General features: G+C 68.6%; 20 protein-coding genes. 12 read left to right on the top strand and 8 right to left on the bottom strand.

The features are described from left to right. The first annotated feature begins 16 nt into the window (after positions 1-16). The gene (locus AB0I34_RS28940; RefSeq protein WP_360451053.1) at positions 17-1,315 is read left to right on the top strand and encodes an alpha-L-fucosidase; all 1,299 of its coding nucleotides are present in this window, start codon (positions 17-19) and stop codon (positions 1,313-1,315) included. Positions 1,316-1,873: 558 nt separating this feature from the next. Here the strand turns inward: AB0I34_RS28940 and AB0I34_RS28935 are convergent. Both AB0I34_RS28935 and AB0I34_RS28930 read right to left on the bottom strand, forming a co-directional pair. Continuing rightward, complete coding sequence (locus AB0I34_RS28935) at positions 1,874-2,377, bottom strand: MaoC family dehydratase (protein ID WP_360451050.1); 504 nt, start codon at positions 2,375-2,377, stop codon at positions 1,874-1,876. Positions 2,378-2,489: 112 nt separating this feature from the next. Next, positions 2,490-3,056 carry a general stress protein gene (locus AB0I34_RS28930; protein ID WP_360451047.1) on the bottom strand — a complete coding sequence of 189 codons (567 nt, stop codon included), beginning with the start codon at positions 3,054-3,056 and terminating at the stop codon, positions 2,490-2,492. A 75-nt stretch (positions 3,057-3,131) separates the two neighbouring features. Between AB0I34_RS28930 and AB0I34_RS28925 the strand changes: the two genes are divergently transcribed. Continuing rightward, positions 3,132-4,241, top strand: a complete 1,110-nt coding sequence (locus AB0I34_RS28925; RefSeq protein ID WP_360451045.1) for a magnesium and cobalt transport protein CorA — start codon at positions 3,132-3,134, stop codon at positions 4,239-4,241. A 220-nt stretch (positions 4,242-4,461) separates the two neighbouring features. Next, positions 4,462-5,487 (top strand): winged helix-turn-helix domain-containing protein, encoded by a 1,026-nt coding sequence (locus tag AB0I34_RS28920; protein WP_360451042.1) that lies wholly within the window; start codon positions 4,462-4,464, stop codon positions 5,485-5,487. Between the two features lie 73 nt (positions 5,488-5,560). Here the strand turns inward: AB0I34_RS28920 and AB0I34_RS28915 are convergent, their stop codons facing one another. Further along, positions 5,561-6,751, bottom strand: a complete 1,191-nt coding sequence (locus tag AB0I34_RS28915; RefSeq protein ID WP_360451039.1) for an acyl-CoA dehydrogenase family protein — start codon at positions 6,749-6,751, stop codon at positions 5,561-5,563. Positions 6,752-6,861: 110 nt separating this feature from the next. Next, positions 6,862-8,340, bottom strand: coding sequence for a serine/threonine-protein kinase (locus tag AB0I34_RS28910; RefSeq protein WP_360451036.1), 1,479 nt, complete (start codon positions 8,338-8,340; stop codon positions 6,862-6,864). Between the two features lie 119 nt (positions 8,341-8,459). Here AB0I34_RS28910 and AB0I34_RS28905 point away from each other — a divergent pair, with 119 nt between their 5' ends. Next, on the top strand, positions 8,460-9,116 hold the full coding sequence (locus AB0I34_RS28905; protein ID WP_360451034.1) for a peptidylprolyl isomerase: 657 nt from the start codon (positions 8,460-8,462) through the stop codon (positions 9,114-9,116). A gap of 48 nt (positions 9,117-9,164) precedes the next feature. Further along, positions 9,165-9,782 carry a VOC family protein gene (locus AB0I34_RS28900; protein WP_360451032.1) on the top strand — a complete coding sequence of 206 codons (618 nt, stop codon included), beginning with the start codon at positions 9,165-9,167 and terminating at the stop codon, positions 9,780-9,782. Between the two features lie 8 nt (positions 9,783-9,790). On the opposite strand, the gene AB0I34_RS28895 is transcribed toward AB0I34_RS28900, so the two are convergent. Further along, positions 9,791-10,756 carry a CoA ester lyase gene (locus tag AB0I34_RS28895; protein ID WP_131359055.1) on the bottom strand — a complete coding sequence of 322 codons (966 nt, stop codon included), beginning with the start codon at positions 10,754-10,756 and terminating at the stop codon, positions 9,791-9,793. A gap of 151 nt (positions 10,757-10,907) precedes the next feature. On the opposite strand from AB0I34_RS28895, the gene AB0I34_RS28890 reads away from it, so the two are divergent. From AB0I34_RS28890 to AB0I34_RS28860, 7 genes are all read left to right on the top strand, one after another. Next, positions 10,908-11,435 carry a hypothetical protein gene (locus AB0I34_RS28890; protein WP_360451029.1) on the top strand — a complete coding sequence of 176 codons (528 nt, stop codon included), beginning with the start codon at positions 10,908-10,910 and terminating at the stop codon, positions 11,433-11,435. Positions 11,436-11,465: 30 nt separating this feature from the next. Further along, the gene (locus AB0I34_RS28885; protein WP_360451026.1) at positions 11,466-12,746 is read left to right on the top strand and encodes a CBS domain-containing protein; all 1,281 of its coding nucleotides are present in this window, start codon (positions 11,466-11,468) and stop codon (positions 12,744-12,746) included. Further along, positions 12,736-13,266: a DUF1003 domain-containing protein gene (locus AB0I34_RS28880; RefSeq protein WP_360451023.1), complete on the top strand. Its 531-nt coding sequence runs from the start codon at positions 12,736-12,738 to the stop codon at positions 13,264-13,266. Before AB0I34_RS28885 ends, AB0I34_RS28880 begins: the two co-directional genes overlap by 11 nt. A 49-nt stretch (positions 13,267-13,315) precedes the next feature. Continuing rightward, positions 13,316-14,215, top strand: coding sequence for a zinc metalloprotease HtpX (gene htpX, locus AB0I34_RS28875; protein WP_360451020.1), 900 nt, complete (start codon positions 13,316-13,318; stop codon positions 14,213-14,215). A 3-nt stretch (positions 14,216-14,218) separates the two neighbouring features. Next, positions 14,219-14,782, top strand: a complete 564-nt coding sequence (locus tag AB0I34_RS28870; protein WP_360451017.1) for a hypothetical protein — start codon at positions 14,219-14,221, stop codon at positions 14,780-14,782. Between the two features lie 77 nt (positions 14,783-14,859). Continuing rightward, on the top strand, positions 14,860-16,005 hold the full coding sequence (locus AB0I34_RS28865; RefSeq protein ID WP_360451015.1) for a P-loop NTPase: 1,146 nt from the start codon (positions 14,860-14,862) through the stop codon (positions 16,003-16,005). A gap of 40 nt (positions 16,006-16,045) precedes the next feature. Further along, positions 16,046-17,125, top strand: coding sequence for a GNAT family N-acetyltransferase (locus AB0I34_RS28860; protein WP_360451012.1), 1,080 nt, complete (start codon positions 16,046-16,048; stop codon positions 17,123-17,125). 3 nt (positions 17,126-17,128) lie between these two features. Here AB0I34_RS28860 and AB0I34_RS28855 read toward each other — a convergent pair whose 3' ends face one another. The 3 genes from AB0I34_RS28855 to AB0I34_RS28845 form a co-directional block, all read right to left on the bottom strand. Further along, a complete protein-coding gene (locus tag AB0I34_RS28855; protein ID WP_360451009.1) occupies positions 17,129-17,476 on the bottom strand; it encodes a sec-independent translocase in 348 nt (115 codons plus the stop codon). A 72-nt stretch (positions 17,477-17,548) separates the two neighbouring features. Further along, the gene (locus tag AB0I34_RS28850) at positions 17,549-19,018 is read right to left on the bottom strand and encodes a trypsin-like peptidase domain-containing protein (RefSeq protein WP_360451007.1); all 1,470 of its coding nucleotides are present in this window, start codon (positions 19,016-19,018) and stop codon (positions 17,549-17,551) included. Between the two features lie 76 nt (positions 19,019-19,094). Further along, positions 19,095-20,147 carry a transcriptional regulator gene (locus AB0I34_RS28845; RefSeq protein WP_360451005.1) on the bottom strand — a complete coding sequence of 351 codons (1,053 nt, stop codon included), beginning with the start codon at positions 20,145-20,147 and terminating at the stop codon, positions 19,095-19,097. Between the last annotated feature and the right edge of the window lie 2 nt (positions 20,148-20,149).

Here is a 20,149-nt window from a genome sequence, read left to right as displayed (position 1 = left end):
TCCGAGGAGATCTGAGATGACCGACGCGCCTCCCGCGCATTCCGTCGAGAAGTTCCGTGACTGGCGATTCGGCCTGTTCGTCCACTGGGGGCTGTACTCGCTGCCGGCCCGGCACGAGTGGGTGAAGAACCTCGAGCGGCTGACCGACGAGGACTACCAGCCGTACTTCGACCACTTCGAGCCGGACCTGTACGACCCGGGCAAGTGGGCCCGCGCCGCCCGTGAGGCCGGCATGAAGTACGCCGTACTCACGACCAAGCACCACGAAGGCTTCTGCCTGTGGGACTCCGAGGTCTCGGACTACACGGTCGCGAAGACCGCGTGGGGCAAGGACCTGGTCGGCCCGTTCGTCGAGGCCTGCCGGGCCGAAGGGCTCGGCGTCGGGTTCTACCACTCGCTGATCGACTGGCATCATCCCGAGTTCCCGATCGACCTGGTGCATCCGCAGCGGGACGACGAGGAGGCGATCGCGAAGGCGGCCGGCCGCGACATCCAGGTGTACGCCGACTACCTGCACGCGCAGACGCGCGAACTGCTGACGAACTACGGCCCGATCGACATCATGTGGTTCGACTTCTCCTACCCGGGCCGGACGTACCCGGACGGCCGCGACGGACACGGCAAGGGCCGCGACGACTGGCGGTCCGAGGAACTGATGGCGATGGTCAGGGAGTTGCAGCCGGACATCCTGATCAATGACCGGCTCGACATCCCGGGCGACTTCGTCACGCCGGAGCAGTACCAGCCGGACGGCCCGATGCAACGCGACGGGCAGCCGGTGGTGTGGGAGGCCTGTCAGACGCTGAACGGCAGCTGGGGCTACGACCGGGACAACCTGGACTGGAAGTCACCCGAGCTGCTGGTGAAGATGCTGGTCGACTCGGTCTCCAAGGACGGCAACCTGCTGCTGAACGTGGGCCCGACCGGGCGGGGCGAGTTCGACCCGCGCGCACTGGCTACGTTGGCATCGATCGGCGAATGGATGCGGCTGCACGAGCGCTCGATCCGTGGAGCCCGGCCGGCCTCGGGGTACACCGCTCCGGCCGACTGCCGCTTCACCCAGAGAGGCAACCGGCTCTACCTGCACCTGTTCTCGTGGCCGATGGGCCATGTCCACCTGCCCGGCCTGGCCGGCAAGGTGAAGTACGCCCAACTCCTGAACGACGCGTCCGAGATCAAGCGCATCGTCAACGACCCCCACCAAACCGCCCAGAACACCACCATGGGCGGCACTTCCGCCGACACCCTCACCCTCAAACTCCCGATCCAGAAACCCAACACCCTGGTCCCCGTGATCGAACTCTTCCTCACCTGATTCCCCGCCACCCCCCGCCCCCCGCCAGCTGCTGACCACCCGCTGATGGGTTGACCAACCAGACAGTGGGTTGACCCACCGCGTGCGGTTGGCCAACCCCCAAGCGCGTGGGTTGACCCACCACACACGACCGAGCGCCCGGCACCGCGACGTACGCCGGACGGCGCGAGGGCGGCTGCACGGAGCCCGACGGCGACGCGGGGTCCGGGCTCGTGGGTCGACCCACCAGACAGTGGGTTGACCCACCGCGTGCGGTTGGCCGACCCCCAAGCGCGTGGGTCGACCCACCACACACGAACGAGCACCCGGCACCGCGACGTACGCCGGATGGCGCGACGTACGCCGGACGGCGCGAGGGCGGCTGCACGGAGAGCCGACGCCGACGCGGGGTCCGGGCTCGTGGGTCGACCCACCAGACAGTGGGTTGACCCACCGCGTGCGGTTGGCCGACCCACAACGGCGTGGGTCAGCCCATCAGATGGGTGCGGGCCGGGGCGCGCATGGGTGGTCCGTGGGGGGGCGGGGGTGGTCGGGGCTAGGACGTAGGGGTGGTCGGGGCTAGGACGTGGGGGTGGGACGGCCGGGTTGTTCTCCGCCCCGGGCTTCCAGGTAGGTGTTCTTGGGGACCATGACCTTGCGGCGGAAGAGACAGACGACGGTGCCGTCCTGCTTGTAGCCCTTGGTCTCGACGTACACGACGCCGCGGTCGTCCTTCGACTTCGACTCCCACTTGTCCAGTACGACGGTCTCGCCGTAGATCGTGTCGCCGTGGAAGGTCGGGGCGACGTGCCGCAGCGACTCGACCTCCAGGTTCGCGATCGCCTTGCCGCTCACGTCCGGCACCGACATGCCGAGCAGGATCGAGTAGATGTAATTGCCCACCACAACGTTCTTGCCGAACTGCGTGGTTTCGCCGGCGTAGTGCGCGTCGAGGTGCAGCGGATGGTGGTTCATCGTCAGCAGGCAGAACAGATGATCGTCGTACTCCGTCACCGTCTTGCCCGGCCAGTGCTTGTAGACGGCACCGACCTCGAACTCCTCATAGCTGCGCCCGAACTGCATGCCGGCTCCTCCTGAACCCGATGGACCTCCCATGCTGCCGAATCCGGGCGTTCCCGGTCCGTGGTGTGGCTCTCACCGGCAGGAGAGATAGGTCACCTCCCACCGCGGAGCCTCAGTCGTGCGGCCGCTGCCCCGGCTCGACCGGCTGCTGCGTGGCCGTCGGCTGCGTGGCCTGGTGCTCCGGCAGGCGCGGGTTGACCTCGCCCTTCAGAGCAAGCTTGGCCAGGTGGTTCCGCGCCTCTTCAGCGAACTTGAAGTCGCACAGTACGTCGTACGTCGTCGCGACCACCGCGGTCCGCGAGGTGAAGTCGCGCCGGCCGGCGGACTGGGCGTAGCCGAGGCCGCCGAACACCAGGCCGAAGAAGGCACCCAGCACCACACCGGTGAGCAACGCGGCGAGCCAGTTGCCCGTCGTGAACAGGCCCAGCAGCAGGCCGACGAACAGACCGAACCAGGCACCGCTGGCCAGTCCCGCGGTCAGCGCCCGGCCCCAGGTGAGCCGGCCGGTGATCTTCTCCACCTGACGGAGGTTGTTGCCGACGATGGTCGTGTGCTCGACCGGGAACTTCTCGTCCGAGAGGTAGTCGACCGCTCGCTGCGCCTCCCGGTAGGTGTCGTACGTCCCGATCGTCAGGCCACTCGGCCGGGGGTCCATCGAGGGCATGCCCTGCGGGGTCATCGTCGTTCCTCTCCACGTTCGTCACCCCCATCATTGCCGACGGCTGGTTACGGCCGCTTGATAGCCTCGCCGGTGATGGCCGGGCGACGGTGGGACACAGGCGCGACACGCCGGATGGGACGAGTCTTCGCCCGGCGTTCGGGCGGTGACGGCCCGGGACCGGTGGACCTGGTCGCCAGCGGGAAGCTGGACGGCGCGCTGGTCGATTGGGCGTTCTACCGCGACGGCCGGCGCGACTCGAAGATCAACTCCTATACAGAGGCTCTGAGCCGGGCCAAGCGGGGTCAGGGGTTCGTCTGGATCGGTCTGTTCCAGCCAGATGACCGCCAGCTGGCCATCATCGGTGCGGAGTTCGGACTGCACGCGCTGGCCATCGAGGACGCCACCGAGGCCCACCAGCGCCCGAAGCTCGAGCGGTACGACGACACGCTGTTCGCCGTACTGAAGACAGTCAGGTATGTCCCGCACGGAGACCTGACCGCCACCAGCGAAGTGGTGGAGTCGGGTGAGGTGATGGTGTTCTGCGGACCCGGCTTCGTCGTGACGGTCCGGCACGGGGAGCACAGTGAGCTGACCGGACTCCGGCAGTCCCTGGAGGAGCAGCCGGATCGCCTCGCCCTCGGTCCCGGCGCCGTACTGCATGCCATCGCGGACCTCGTCGTCGACAGGTACCTCGAGGTGACGGACGCCGTCCAGGCGGACATCGACATGATCGAGACGGAGATGTTCAGCCCGCGCGGCTGGCGGAACATCGACCGGGTCTACCAACTCAAGCGCGAGGTGCTGGAGCTGAAGCGGGCGGTGGCGCCGCTGACCGGTCCGATGCGGGCGCTGTCAACGCTGCGCCACCCGCTGATCGCCGACGAGACCCGGAACTACTTCCGCGACGTCGACGACCACCTGCTACGGGTGAAGGAGCAGGTGATCTCGTTCGACGAGCTGCTCAGCTCGATCCTGCAGGCCGGCCTGGCCCAGGTGCAGGTCGCCGAGAACGAGGATATGCGCCGGATCTCCAGCTGGGTGGCAATCCTGGCGGTCCCGACGATGATCGCCGGCATCTACGGGATGAACTTCGACAACATGCCCGAGCTGCACCTGAAGTACGCGTACTTCGTGATCCTCGGCATCATGTTCGCCGCGTGCACGGTCCTTTACCGATTGTTCAAGCGAAACCACTGGCTCTGAGGCCGCAGTTCCAATACAACGTCACGCACGAGTTGGCAACCTTCTGCCATGGCCACGAGTACCACTCGTTTGGAATGTTCCAACAGTTGTGGACGGCTCGGCGCCCTTGATTCAATGCGGTCATCGCGTTCGGTCAGCAGGCCGCCACATTCTGCGACCGGCGGCATCGGGGGATGTCGTGATGGGTTCGGCGTCTCGGTAGGCAGGGAGGGCTGGTGCCGTGCTTCGTATTCATTTCACACCGCGTGATCTGACCCGGGTCACGGTCGCCACCAACCCCGCGCCGCTGTGGGAGGTGCTGCTGAGCCTCCACATGCTGCAGCACTCCGACGGGCGGCTGATCTTCGAGGACTGGCGCCGGCAGGTGCGGGCGAAGGTCGCTCCGGAGCAGATGCGGCTCCTGCTCGAGCTGACCCCGCTGCGCGGCTACTCCCCGGACTTCCTCACCCCGGACGAGCCCGCACCGGACTTCGAGACCGCGCTGGAGCTGACGCTGGCCACGCCGCGGCAGCAGATCCGCAGCCAGCTCGACCTGCTCAGCAAGTACCGTCCGGTCTCCCCGTGGACGCGGGAGCTGGCCCAGGGCGAGCGTTCCTCGCTGCAGAAGCTCGGCCGGGCGATCCGCACGTATCACGCGGCCGCCATCGCGCCGTACTGGAAGTCGATCGGGACACATGTGTCGGCCGATCACGCACACCGCGGGGAGGCACTGGCCCGGCACGGGGTGGACCGGCTGCTCTCCTCGCTGCACCCGCGGGTCCGGTGGGTGGCGCCGGTCCTGCAGGTGCTGGACATGAACGACCGCGACCTCTACCTGGACGGGCGTGGCATCGAACTGCAGCCGTCGGCGTTCTGCTGGCAGGTACCGACCAAGCTGCGCGACCCGGAGTTGAAGCCGATCCTGGTGTACCCGATCCAGCACGCGCCGGGCATCCTGCGGCAGGGGTCCGCGGAGCCGGATCCGTCGACCGACGCGCTGGGCTCGCTGCTCGGCTCGACCCGTGCCGCCGCGCTGGAGGCCGCCGTCTCCGGCTGTACGACGACGGAGCTCGCGAAGCGGTGCAAGATCTCCCCGGCCGCGGCCAGCCACCAGGCCACGGTCCTGCGGGAGGCCGGCCTGATCACCACCCGCCGGGACGGCGCGTCCGTGCGTCACGAGATCACCCAGCTGGGCATCTGGCTGCTGTCCGGCCACGGCTCGGGTAAGACCCGGCAGCCGCCCTCGGAGCTTCGGGTGACCGTCTAGCCACCCCTCCGCGGCACGCTGGACGCCGACCGGCACCGCCCCGCCTGTCGGCCCAGCGTGCCGGCCCGTCCGGTCAGAGCTTGTAGTCCTCCAGCAACCGGCGACCGATGATCATCCGCTGGATGTCCGCCGTACCTTCGCCGATCAGGAGCATCGGGGCCTCGCGGTAGAGGCGCTCGATCTCGTACTCCTTCGAGAAGCCGTAGCCGCCGTGGATGCGGAACGAGTCCTCCACGACCTGTGAGCAGTACTCGCTCGCCAGGTACTTCGCTACTCCGGCCTCGAAGTCGTTGCGCGAACCACTGTCCTTCTTCCGCGCCGCCTTCACCATCAGCTCGTGCGCGGCCTCGACCTTGACCGCCATGTCGGCCAGCCGGAACAGCACCGCCTGATGCTCGGCGATCTTCTTGCCGAACGTCTCCCGCTGCTGCGCGTACGAGATGCCGAGCTCGAACGCCCGCCGCGCCACGCCACAGCCGCGGGCGGCGACGTTCACCCGGCCGACCTCGACGCCGTCCATCATCTGGTAGAAACCCTTGCCCGGTACGTCGCCCAGGATCTGGCCCGCGTCGATCCGGTAACCGTCGAAGATCAGCTCGGTCGTGTCGACGCCCTTGTAGCCCATCTTCTCGATCTTGCCCGGCACGCTGAGGCCCATGTCCACCTCGCCGAACCCGGGCTCCTTCTCGACCAGGAACGTGGTCATGTTCTTGTAGACCGAGTCCTGACCTTCGTCGGTCTTCACGAGTACGGCGACCAGGTTGCTGGAGCCGCCGTTGGTCAGCCACATCTTCTGGCCGTTGATCGTGTAGGCGTCGCCGTCCTTGACCGCCTTGGTCTTGATCGCGGCGACGTCGGAACCGCAGCCCGGCTCGGACATCGAGAACGCGCCACGGACCTCGCCGGTCGCCATCCGCGGCAGGTACTTCCGCTTCTGCTCGTCGGTGCCGTGCTGGAGCAGCATGTACGCCACGATGAAGTGGGTGTTGATGATGCCGGACACGCTCATCCAGCCGCGGGCGATCTCCTCGACACACAGTGCGTAGGTGAGCAGCGATTCGCCGAGGCCGCCGTACTCCTCCGGAATCATCAGGCCGAACAGGCCGAGATCCTTGAGGCCCTCGACGATCTCGGCCGGGTACTCGTCGCGGTGCTCCAGTTCGGTCGCGACCGGGAGGATCTCCGACTCGACGAAGGCGCGGACCGTCTTGAGGATCTCCTCCTGGATGTCGGTCAGCCCGTCGGTCTGCTGCAACCTGCTCATCGTCGGCTCCTTCGGGAGTTGGCCTTACCCGCGAGTATCGCGGTTCTCAGCATCCCGGCACGAGGACGACACCCGCTGTGACACCGGCCACGCGCTCACCGTCGCGTGGCTCACTCGTCGCGTGAACCGTCCGAATTGGGGTTGGGCAGCGTCCGGCTAATTGTTGCGAACAACGCCGCGATCTGCGGAGTCGCCCGCCAGCGGTGTTGCTGCTGCGCTTCGAACAGCCGCTTCCGGGCGTCGTAGAAGTGCTGCGCGGCGGACTCCGTGTCGCCATGGTCCAGTGCCTCCGCGGCCCGGTCCAAGTCGCGAGCCGCCTCGCGCGGAGCCTTGCTCCGGCTCCCCTCCTGGGTCGCCCGCACCTGAGCGGCCAGCGTCCGCAAGCTCTGCACCAGCGCCGCCTGCGGGTTCTGCGTCTCTTTCGGAGTCGGCGTGGGCTTCGGCTTCTTCGAGGGCGTCGGAGTCGGCGTCGGCTTCGACGTGGTCTTGGGTGCGACCGAGACCTTCTGCACCGGTGCGGACGGGGTCCCACCCGCCTGCGCCGGCGGCTCGTTCGTCACGCTCTCGCGGAGCATCAGCCCACCAGTGATCGCAGCCAGCACCACCGCGGCGGCCACACCCACCTTCGCGAGCGGGAACGCCTTGCGAGGTGCTCGGTGAGTACCCGTTTCGGAGGACTCGTCCTCCCAGTGGCCCACGCCGACCACATCCTCGGCCGCGTCTGTGTGCTCACCTGGCACGTCGGTCGCCGGTGTGGGGAGAGACAGCACCTGCGTCGCGTTGTGCGCTGGAGATGGCGTCAGAAGGGCAGCGACCTGAGCAGCCGACGACGGTCGGTCAGCGGGGTCCTTGGCCAGCAGGTGCGTGACGAGGCCGGCCAGCTCGACCGGTACGTCGGTCCGCACGATGGGCGGCGGCGGTGTCTCGAGGTGCTGGCGCATGACGACGTCCACCGTCTCGCCGGTGAAGGGCGGCGTACCGCTGAGGAGCTCGTAGAGGACGCAGCCGAAGGAGTACCAGTCGCTGGCCGGGGTGGCCGACTTGCCGCGGACCTGTTCCGGCGACACGTACGACGCCGTACCGAGCAGGACACCCAGACCGGTCGTCTCGTTGCCCGCGTGCTTGGCGATACCGAAGTCGGTGATCTTGAGCGTGCCGTCCGCCGCCAGCATCAGGTTGGCCGGCTTCACGTCGCGGTGCACGATCCCGGCGGCGTGGGCCGCATCCAGACCGCGTGCACCCTGGGTCGCGATGTCGGCGACCAGCTCCCCGCTCGGCAGGCCCGCCGTACGCATCAGTTGGGCCAGATCCGGGCCGGAAACGAGTTCCATCACCAGGAACACATGTTCACCCTCGGTGCCGACGTCGTACGTCGCGACCACGTTCGGATGGGTCAGCCGCGCGGCCGCCTGCGCCTCCGCCCGGAACCGCTCGGCCGCGTCCATCGGATCGCCCTCGAGCCGGCGGAGCAGCTTGAGGGCCACCTGGCGGGCCAGGACGGTGTCCTCGGCCTTCCACACCTCACCCGCGCCACCCCTGCCCAGCAGGGTGAGCAACCGGTAACGCCCTGCCAGTACCTCGCCGTTCACACACAACACCTTCCGCAGCGGACCGCAACACCTTAGGCGGCCAAGGCGACGAGATCGAGTCCACGGCCAAAAGCTTGAAGAACCTCTGCACAGAGCGATGAAAGTACTACCGTGAGCGAATGAAGCGATCAATCACCGCCCTGATCGCGGCCACACTGGTTGCCGCGACGCTGACCACCACGACCGCGTCGGCTGCGCCGGCGCACCGGCCGAAGCCGGTGGTGAAGTGTGAGTTCACGCCGACGCCGGAGAATCCGGCGGCGAAACCGGTGCGGATTCCGTCGGCCACCGCGAAGGCCAAGGGCACGGTCGACGTGTTCTTCGTGACGAACTACGGACCGTTCGTCGTACGGATGGACCGGGCCAACGCGCCGTGCGGGGTGCACAACTTCGTGCATCTGGTGAAGAGCCGGTTCTACGACTTCACCCAGTGCTTCCGGCTGACCAACTCGGCCCGGCTCGGGGTCCTGCAGTGCGGGGACATCTACCGGCAGGAGGAGGGTGGCCCCGGGTACAAGTTCCCCGACGAGGTCACCGGGCAGGAGACGTACCCACGCGGTACCGTTGCCTACGGCAACCAGGGTCCCGGGACGAATGGCAGTGAGTTCTTCGTGGTCCACTCGTTCGCCAACATCGACCCGAACTACACCGTCCTCGGCCACGTGATCGCGGGCATGTCCACGTTCGACCGCATGGTCGCCGCCGGCATCGCCGACCCCGACCAGGACGGCCCGCCGGTCAAGCCGATCCGCATCTACAAGGTCTGGTCCCACTGACCTTTCGGGGGAGGGTAATTCCACAGCCTGCAGGGCTACCTTGAGCTCGTGGGCACTCGCGGACGACCGAGGCATCCCGACGTACTGACGCCGGCGGAGTGGCAGGTGGTGCACGCGGTCCGGCACGGCATGTCGAACCGGGAGATCGCCCGGCGCCGCGGGGTGAGCCTCGACGCGGTGAAGTTCCACGTCGCGAACGCCTTGCTGAAGCTCGGCCTGGAACGCCGGGCCGAGCTTCGCACCTGGCGCGGCGTGCCCGCCGACAGCGCTCTGCGTGGACAAGGAGGCTCGGACATGGTTCTGCAGTTGGGCACGATCGGACAGATCGCACGGCCGGTCAGCAACATCCAGACCGCGGTCGACTTCTACGGCGGGACGCTGGGGTTGCCGCATCTCTACACCTTCGGAGATCTGGCGTTCTTCGACTGCGGCGGAACCCGGTTGTTCCTCAGCGCGAACGACGGGCCTGTGGGTGAGCCGTCGGTGCTGTACTTCCGCGTCGACAACATCCAGTCCGCGTACGACGACCTGCGCGCCCGAGGCGTGGAGTTCGAGAACGCACCCCACCTGATCCACAAACACGACAACGGCATCGAGGAATGGATGGCGTTCTTCCCAGACCCGGACGGCCACCTCCTCGCAATCATGGCCCAGGTCGGGGGCTGAGTCGGGAACTACTCAGCCGGTTGCCAGATGTCAGTGCGGGTCATCCCAGCCGCGCGACCTTTGGCCGAGACCACCAGCGCCATCTTGCGGGACGCCTCGTCGATCATTTCGTCGCCGAGCATGACTGCTCCGCGAGCCCCGCCGGCGGCGGAGGTGTAGTGGTCGTAGGCGTCGAGGATGTTCTCGGCGTGGTCGTAGTCCTCCTGCCTCGGCGAGTACACCTCGTTCGCCGCAGCGATCTGGTCCGGGTGCAGCACCCACTTGCCGTCGAAGCCCAGCGCTGCGGACCGGCCGGCGACGCGGCGGAAGCCGTCCACGTCCTTGATCTGCAGGTACGGACCGTCGATCGCCTGCTTCCCGTGGGCCCGCGCGGCCATCAGGATCTGCATGAGGATGTAGTGGTACGCGTCCCCGACGTCGTACCCGGGCGGCTGCTCACCGACCACCAGCGACTTCATGTTGATCGACGCCATGAAGTCGGCCGGGCCGAAGATGATCGTCTCGACGCGGGGTGACGCGGTGGCGATCGCGTTCACGTTGGTGAGGCCGAGTGCGTTCTCGATCTGCGCCTCGATGCCGATCCGGCCGGGCTCGTAGCCGTGCACCTTCTCGAGTTGTGTGAGCAGCAGGTCGAGCGCGACCACCTGCTCGGCGGTCTGCACCTTCGGCAGCATGATGCAGTCGAGGTTCGCGCCGGCGCCGGCGACGACCTCGATCACGTCGGCGTACGTCCATTCGGTGGTCCAGTCGTTCACCCGGACGACGCGGATCTTGGTCCCCCAGCCGCCTTCGTTCAGCGCGGCGACGATGTTCTTGCGGGCGTCCACCTTGGCGATCGGCGCGACCGAGTCCTCCAGGTCGAGGAAGACCTGGTCGGCGTCCAGGCCCTTCGCCTTGGCCAGGAACCGCGGGTTCGACCCCGGCGTGGCCAGGCAGGACCGCCTGCTGCGCAAGGTAGTTGTCTGATCAGCCATCGCCGTCGTCCTCCAACTCGGGTTACCCGCCGGTCACCGGCAGCGTACGGCGAACCCGCGGCGAGGTCCGGTGATCGGGCTCACTTCGCCATCGAGTGTGTCCGGTTTCACCGTGCCCCGGAGGACGCGCCGGTGTGACAACCTTGGGTCCGTGACCATCGAGGACGCTGCCGCCGAGATCGCCGGTGTCATGAAGAAGGCCGGCCTCGTCTGGCTGTCCTGGAACGGCGGACGCCCCGCGCCGGCCTGGTTCGCCACAGTCGACGGCCAGTACGTCGTACTGGCGGATGCGACCGACAGCGCGGAGCAGCCGCTGCCCGGACTGGCCACGGCCGGCTCGGCGGACGTCGTCGTACCGGCCAAGCCCGCCACGAACCGGCTGGCGAGTTGGAAGGCGACAGTACGACGGCTGGAGCCGGGCAGCGACGAGTGGACGACGGCAGCCCAGGTACTGCGGACCGAGCGGCTCAACGCGGCCGGACTGGACACGCAACTCGAGCGCTGGAAGACCGAAGCGGACCTCCTCGTGCTCGAGCCCACCGGTGAGATCACCGAGGCCGCCGGGCGGTACGACGCCACTCCGCGGGCCGAAGCACCGATCGGCACCAAGGCGACCACCCGAGGCAAGCCACCGGTCACCTTGCACCGCCGCATCCGCCGCCGCCCGCGCCTGAGCTGAGACTCCACTCCGGCGGGTTAGCCTTCGATCATGAGTGGCTCACCGTCGCGCGTGTACGTGGCTCGGCTGGCCGGTCTCCCCGTGTACGACCCGAACGGGGATCAGGTCGGCAAGGTCCGCGACGTCGTGGCGATGATGCGGCAGGGTACGCAACCGCCGCGGGTACTCGGTCTGGTGGTGGAGGTCTTCACCCGGCGCCGCATCTTCCTGCCGATGACCCGGGTGACCAACGTCGACGTCGGACACGTCACCACCACCGGCCTGGTGAACATGCGCCGGTTCGAGCAGCGGCCGACCGAGGTGCTGGTGCTCGGCGAGATGCTGGACCGCACTGTCACCGTCCTCGAGACCGGCGCGACCGCAGTGGTGTTCGACATGGCCATGGAGCAGTGGCGGACCCGGGACTGGGTGCTGTCGAAGGTGGCGGTGCGCGAGGGCGGCAAGCGGTTCCGGCGGCGCGGGCAGTCGCATGTGTTCGACTGGGCCGACGTGAGTGGCTTCGCCCAGGTCGAGGAAGGTCAGGGCGCGACCCACATCCTGGCCGCCTTCGAGTCGATGAAGGCCGCGGACCTGGCCGCCGTACTGCATGATCTGTCGCCCAAGCGACGCAAGGAGATCGCGTCCGCGCTGGAAGACGAGCGGCTGGCCGACGTACTGGAGGAGCTGCCCGAGGACGACCAGGTGGAGATCCTGGCCGGCCTGGACACCGAGCGCGCCGCGGACGTGCTCGAGGAGATGTCGCCGGACGACGCGGCCGACCTGATCGCCGAGCTGCCCACCGAGACCGCCGAAGCATTGCTCACGCTGATGGAGCCGGACGAGGCCGAGGACGTACGTCGTCTGCTCACCTACGAGGAGCGCACCGCCGGTGGACTGATGACGTCCGAGCCGGTGATCCTGCCGGCGGATGCGACCGTCGCGGACGCCCTGGCTCAGGTCCGCAACGCCGATCTGAGTCCCGCACTGGCCGCGATGATCTATGTCTGCCGGCCGCCGCTGGAGACTCCCACCGGTCGGTTCATCGGGATCGGCCACATCCAGCGGCTGCTCCGCGAACGACCATCCGAGCTGGTGTCCGTCGTACTGGACACCGATCTGGACGGGCTGCGGCCGGACGACAGCCTGACCACGGTCAGCAAGTACCTCGCGACCTACAACCTCGTCGCGGCACCGGTGCTCGACGACGAAGGCCGGCTGCTCGGTGCGGTCACAGTCGACGACGTGCTCGACCACCTGCTCCCCGACGACTGGCGTGAATCCGATCAGCCCGGCGACAACGACTCGCAGGAGGTGGACCACGATGCCTCGTGACGACCGCAGCACCGACGACCGCCGCCTGCGCAGTACAGCGCGGCTCGACATACCGCGGGACTGGCGGCGGACGTTCGTGCCGCGGCCGTCGTACGACGCCGACGCGTTCGGGCGGCTGTCGGAGCGGATCGCCCGCTTCCTCGGCACCGGGCGGTTCCTGGTCTACATGACCGCGACGATCCTGTTCTGGGTCGCCTGGAACATCTTCGCGCCGCAGAGCCTGCGATTCGACCAGTACCCGTTCATCTTCCTGACACTGGCACTCAGCCTGCAGGCGTCGTACGCCGCTCCGCTCATCCTGCTGGCGCAGAACCGGCAGGAGGCGCGCGATCGCGTGCAGTACGAGCGCGACCGCGACGTGGACGCCCGGACCCGTGCGGACATGGAGTTCCTGGCCCGCGAGATCGCCTCGCTGCGGATGGCCGTCGGCGAGGTCGCGACCCGCGACTTCCTCCGCTCCGAGCTGCGCACGCTGCTCGCGGATCTGGACCTGAAGAGCCGCGAGGACGACCGCGTTTGACCTCTTTGGAGCCGAGATACTCTCGCTATCAGGTGAGGAAGGACGTGGAATGAAGACTCGATTCGCGCCTGATCGCGGCCTCAGCCGCCGGATGGTGATGACCAGTTTCCTGCTCGGCCTGCTGTACGTCGCTTTCGTCGCGCTGCTCATCGCGCTGACCGGGAGCGCCGTACTGGCCGTCGTGATCGCGGCCGGGGCGCTGTTCGTGCAGTACTGGTTCTCGGACCGGATCGCGTTGTACGCAATGCGCGGGCGGATCGTCAGCCCGGAGGAGGCGCCGCAACTGCACGGCGCGATCGACCGGCTGTGTGCCCTGGCCGACATGCCGAAGCCGAGGGTCGCCGTCGCCGACGTCGATCTCCCGAACGCCTTCGCGACCGGGCGCAACCCGAACAACGCGGTCGTCTGCGTGACCACCGGGATCATGCGCCGGCTGGACGCGGACGAGCTCGAGGGCGTCCTCTCGCATGAGCTGTCCCACGTCGCCCATCGCGACGTCGCGGTGATGACCATCGCGTCGTTCCTCGGCGTACTCGCCGGCCTCATCACCCGCTTCGGCCTGTACGGCGGACTGAGCCGCAACCGCGACCAGAACGCGGCCGTGATCGTGCTGACCGTGATCCTGGTGTCCGTCGTCGTCTACGCGATCTCGTTCCTGCTGACGCGGGCGCTGTCGCGCTACCGCGAGCTCGCCGCGGATCGGGCCGGCGCCATGCTGACCGGCAGACCATCGGCACTGGCCTCGGCGCTGACCAAGATCAGTGGCGACATCGCCCGGATACCGTCGCGCGATCTGCGCCAGGCGGAGGCGTTCAACGCGTTCTTCTTCGCCCCGGCGATCTCGGGCCAGGGGAAGAGCTTGTCCTCGCTGCTGTCCACTCACCCGCCGCTGGAGACTCGTCTCGACCGCCTCGGTGTGCTGTCACGCGAGCTGGGCGAGCAAGCTTAGGTCATGGGCCTTCTCGACATCCTGCTCGGCCGGAGCAAAGCCGTCCCGCCGAACCTCGACCAGCTGTTCTCGCTTCCGTCGGCCGCGATCACGCTCGACACAGCGGCCGGTTACCGGCCGACCGGGAGTGGATCGGTCTGCTTCAAGGCGGCCGAGGGCGGTGGCTTCTCGACCCTGCGCGAGGAGGTGGACAACCTGCTCGCGCTCGACAACGGGAAGTTCACCAGCCACACCGACTCGTACGGCTTCACCTGGCTGGTCCGGCAGACCACTCCGGACGATGTCGAGGGCCTGGTCACCGACCTGCACGCGGTGAACACCTCACTGGTCGACGCGGGCTTCGGATCGGCGCTGCTGTGCACGCTCGTCGCCTTCACCAACGGCAGCAAGTCGCTGGGGCTCGTCTACCTCTACAAGCGCGGGTCCTGGTACCCGTTCGTCCCCGCTGGGCAGGACCGCCGCGACAACGCCACCGAACTCCAGATCAAGTCCGTGATCGGCGCCGACCTCCGCTTCGAGCAAGACCTCTCGCGCTGGTTCCCCATCTACGGCGCCCCCGGCCTCTGAAGTAAGGGTTACCTTGGTGGACCTACGTCACATGGACCGTGGTCGGGGCGGCTCGGGTGAGCACGTAGCCTGGGGGTATGGCTCCCACTGCTGATCAGGTGACCACGGCGCTCGGCGGTGTACTGGATCCGGAGATCAAAAAGCCGATCACGGACCTGGGCATGGTCGAGTCGGTTGTCGTCCGGGACGACGGCGTCGTCACGGTCCGGATTCTGCTGACCGTCGCAGGCTGTCCGATGAAGGACACGCTGCGCCGCGACACGACCGCCGCGGTCAGCAAACTCGACGGCGTGACCGGGGTCGAGGTAGACCTGGGCGTGATGTCGGCCGAGCAGCGGGCCGCCCTGCAGACCCAACTGCGCGGTGGCGTGGCGGAGAAGGAGATCCCGTTCTCCCGGCCGGACTCGCTGACCAAGGTGTTCGCGATCGCGTCCGGCAAGGGCGGTGTGGGCAAGTCCTCGGTGACGGTCAACCTCGCGGCCGCGATGGCACTGCAGGGGCTGCAGGTCGGCGTACTGGACGCGGACATCTACGGGCACTCGGTGCCGGCGATGCTCGGCGTTGCGGACCAGCGGCCGACGGCCGTGGACGACATGATCATGCCGGTGCCCGCGCACGGCGTGAAGGTGATCTCGATCGGCATGCTGAAGCCGAAGCGCGACCAGGTGGTCGCCTGGCGCGGCCCGATCCTGGACCGCGCGCTGGTGCAGATGCTGGCCGACGTGTACTGGGGCGATCTCGACGTCCTGCTGCTCGACCTGCCGCCCGGCACCGGTGACATCGCGATCTCGGTCGGCCAGCGGCTGACCAGCGCCGAGGTCATCGTCGTGACGACCCCGCAGGAAGCCGCCGCCGAGGTGGCCGAGCGGGCCGGCACGATGGCGCAGATGGTGCACCAGCGGGTCGCGGGCGTGGTCGAGAACATGTCCTTCCTGCCCTGCCCGCACTGCGGCCCCGAGCACCGGATCGAGATCTTCGGCACCGGCGGCGGCACGCGGGTCGCAGAGACCCTGTCCGCACGCCTGGGCTACAAGATCCCGCTCCTCGGCGAGATCCCCCTGGACGAGCGCCTCCGCAGCGGCGGCGACCTGGGCAACCCCTTGGCCGTCACCGACCCGGAAACTCCCGCAGCGCAGGTCCTCACGCAGATCGCGGCCACCCTGGGCGGCCGCCCACGCGGCCTGGCCGGCCGGCAACTCGGCCTCTCCCCCGCGGGCCGCTGACCACCCGAAGCTGACGCCACACTGGTGTTGACTTGGCCGGGTGCCGATTCCTGAGAAGCATCCGGTTCTGACCGACGGTGTAGTGACCCTGCGCGCCCCGCGGCCCGACGACGTACAAGGCCAGATCGACCGCAACCGCGAGGACCCCGCCCGCGACGACGAGGACGCGCGGCGGTGGATCACCTTCGGCATCACCGAGGCGTGGGCGGCCGGCCGGCGGCTCGCGTTCGTCGTCGAGTATGAGGGCCGGTACGCCGGTACTGCCTCGCTGAAGCCGGATGCGGACGGCAACGCCCGGGTGACCTACGGGCTGTCCGAGTGGGCGCGTGGCGCCGGGGTGGCGAGTCGCGCCGTACGGCTCCTGCTGGAGTTCGGCTTCGGCACGTGCGGATTCCGCGTCGTCCACTGGTGGGCGCGGGTCGGCAACTGGCCGTCACGCCGGGTCGCGTGGGCCACCGGCTTCCGGCTCGGTGACACCATCCCCGGCCTGGCGAAGGAAGGCGGCCGACCCATCGACGCGTGGACCGGCTGGATCGGCCCGATGGACCCTCGCACGCCCCGTCGGCCCTGGTACGTCGCCCCGGTGCTCGAGACTCCGCGGCTACGCCTTCGTGCCTGGCGCGAGGACGAGATCCCCCGCATCACCGCGGCCCGGACCAACGAGGCGACGGCCCACTTCCTCCCGTTCATCCCTCAGCCCTTCACCGCCGAGGACGCGCGCTACTGGCTCAAGAGCCTCGACGAACAAGCCGCCTCCGGTCACCGCTACAACTGGTGCCTGGCCGATGCCGGGACCGACCTGGGCCTCGGCAACCTCACGCTCTTCAATCTCAATGACGACGGCGCCGGTGAGCTGGGCTTCTGGGCGCACGCCGACGCCCAGGGCCGCGGCTTGACGGCAGAGGCGATCCATCGCGTCGCCGGGTGGTTCTTCTCCCCCGACGGCCACAACGGTCACCGCCTGCTGATCCGGACCGCCGCCACCAACACTCCCGCTCGCCGGGTCGCCGAATCAGCCGGCTTCCGCCATGCCGGCACCGAACGCGAAGGCTTCCGCGTCGCGACCCGCCAGGACGACCTGGTCAGCTACGACCTGATGGCCGGTGATCTGGCCGGGTGACGGTCAGGTCGACTCGGGGTCGAAGGGTGCCTTCTGGCCGGCCGGGAGACGGTCCGGGGTGGAGTCCATGAAGTCCGGGGTGCTGGTCGGCTTCTCGTCGTCGAGGTCGTCGGAGCCTTCGAGCAGGTGCTTGCGGACGAAGTTCTTCGGGTTCAGATCCTGGAGCTCGAGGTCGGCGAACTCCGGGCCGAGCTCGTTGCGCAGATCGTTCTGGGCGTTGCTGACCATCTGGCGGACCTGACGCAGCAACCGGCCCGCGGTGCGGGCGAACTCCGGCAGCCGATCCGGGCCGAAGACGAGCACGGCGACGATCGCGATCACCACCAGCTCGAGTGGCCCGATGCCGAACATGTCCCCACCTCTCTGTACGTCGTTTCCGACGGCGTCCAGGGTAGCCGCCGTACGGTGACACCGCCTGCCGGGTCAGCCGATCTGGCCGGCCAACGCGACCGTCGCCTGCCGCTCCCGCCCACTGCGCTCGTACGCCAGCTTCACGCTCTCACCGGGCTGGTGGGTGCGAATCGCGACGATCAGTGCTTCGGCGGTGTCGACGACCTGGTTGTTGATCGAGGTGATCACGTCACCGACGCGTAATCCGGCCCGCGCGGCCGGAGACCCCGGATTGACCAGGCTCACCCGCGCGCCGCCCTCGAACTGCATGTCCACCTGAGCGCCGATCACCGGGTACGACGCCCGGCCGTTGGCGATCAACTGCTGAGCGGTCCGCCGGGCCTGGTCGATCGGGATCGCGAACCCGAGCCCGATGTTGCCGCTCTGGCCCTCCTGCGTGCCGCGCACGGTGGCGATCGCGGAGTTCACGCCGATCACCCGCGCGTTCATGTCGACCAGCGGGCCGCCGGAGTTGCCCGGGTTGATCGCCGCGTCGGTCTGCAGCGCGTTGATGTACGACTCCGGGTCGGCGGCCTCCCCGGAGGTGGTGACCGGGCGGTTCTTGGCCGAGATGATGCCCGAAGTGACCGTGCCGGCCAGCCCGAGCGGCGAGCCGATCGCGACCACGTCCTGACCGACGACGGCCAGATCGGAGCGGCCGAACTGCACCGATGGCGCCTTCAGACCGGCCACCTGGACGATGGCGAGGTCGTACGCCGGGGAGCGGCCGACCAGCCGCGCGGTCGCAGGCTTCCCGTTCTCGGCGACGACCTGGATCGAGCCGCCGTTGGCCGCCGCGGCGACGACATGGTTGTTGGTCAGGATGTGGCCGACGTTGTCGATCACGAAGCCGGAGCCGGTCGCGTTCGAGTCGTCCGCACCCTCGACCCGCAACTGCACGACGCTCGGCAGCAGCGTCGAGGCGACGGCGGAAACCGATCCGCTGCGGATCTTCGGGTCCGCGCCGGTGCCGACCGGCGGTGTGGGCTGCTCGGCGACCGGACTGGTGTTGCCATCGAGGGCGACGACGGTGACGGCAGCGCCGGCGCCTGCGATCACGCCGATGACCAGGGCGACGGCCGCGGCGATCGCGACGACCCGGTTGGTCTTGGGCGGCGGCGCCGGGGTGTACGCGCGGGCCTGCTGCTGGTGCCAGTCGATCGGCGGGGGCGGCGTGTACGTCGGCTGGTACGCCGGACGCTGGGTCGGCCAGGCCTGCCCCTGGTACACCGGCCTGAAGCTGGGCTCCTCGGCGGCGGGCCGCCCGAAGCTGCGTTGTGTCACCGAACGACCACCGTTCTGCCGGTACGACGCATCGCTCCCGGGAGGCGGCAACGGCATGCTGCCCGACCCGGCCGCAGGCGGCACCAGCCCCGACAACGGCGGACCGTCGGCGGTCGGCTCCGCCGAAGCAGGCGCGGCCGTCGGGATGATCCGGGTGGGTTCCGGCGTCGCTGGATCGCGGGGGGTCGGAACCGTCGGTTCGGCGTCGTCGCTGGTCACGGTGGCCGCCTCACGTGTCGTAGTCGTCGGTCGGAGGCCCTCTCCCGGGGTTGCCGGAAGACCCCTCCAGATTCGATTATCCCAGCTTCGGCGAAAGCGCACCCATCGGAGTTAGCCAGGTGGCGATTTTCGCCAGCCCGGCACCCATCCGCTGGATCGCGGTCAGCTTCACCGGGACGTCGTGCGGGAAGGCCCGGACCACCTGGCCGAGCATGTCCGGCGGCAGGTCGCCGATCAGCGTGTAGACGATCCCTCCGGAGGACCAGACGACGTACGACGGCATCCCGTAGCGCTGGTAGACGCCGGGGGTGTCAGTGGCGCCGAAACCGGCCACAGCCGCCGGGTCGAGCGCGCCGCGTTGCTCGAAGAGCGAGATGTTGAACAGCCCGTCGGAGTACGAGAACTGCAGCGACCCGCTGCCGGTGTCCTGGTGGACGTCGTACAGCTTGAGCGACGCGGGGAGCTCGGGCGCGCAGACCCACCCTTCGGAGCGCAGGTTGTCGACCGTTCCCAGGCCCATCGACTCGACTCCGCCGGGCGCCATCGGCGGCAGGTGCCCGAGGAACTCCGAGTCCTCGATCTCCAGCTCGGTGAACACCGTGGCCCGGACCATCGTCTTCCCGTCCACGCTGAACAGCTGCCGCTGCAGCAGCAGTCCGGTCGCCTTGTCGATCCAGAACCGCGCAGCGAGCGTTTGGTCATCCCGCAGCGCCTCGACCAGGACAGCTGCCCGACCGATCGTGTCCGTGCAGCACTTGTAGACGAGCGCGTACGTCGCCTCCAGCAACGCCAGCGGTCCACCGTCGACCGCACCGGCGTTCGTGGTGCGCTGAACGAAGGCCTTGGCGCCGGGAGATGCCTCGGAGCCGACCACAGTGATCTCGGAGCCCTGCGAGGCCGCGTGCACGATGTCGAGCATCGCGGAGCTGGCGCCCTGCGGTCCCCACGAGGTGATGATCTGGGTGCCGTGGAACGAGACCCGGTTCGGCGCCGCGGCGGCACGCTCGAGCCAGCTGACGGCCGTCGGTGAGTCCTCACGGGACGCGACAGTCATCGCAGCAGCGGGCATGGGCAGGCCGAACCCGATCAGTGCGGTGCTGACCAGTACGGCGAGCCGGGAGAGGCTCACAG

The organism is Kribbella sp. NPDC050281 (assembly GCF_040655855.1).
Classification (GTDB): domain Bacteria; phylum Actinomycetota; class Actinomycetes; order Propionibacteriales; family Kribbellaceae; genus Kribbella.
The sequence above is the reverse complement of the archived record's forward strand: the minus strand, read 5'-3'. Positions and strand labels throughout refer to the sequence as shown.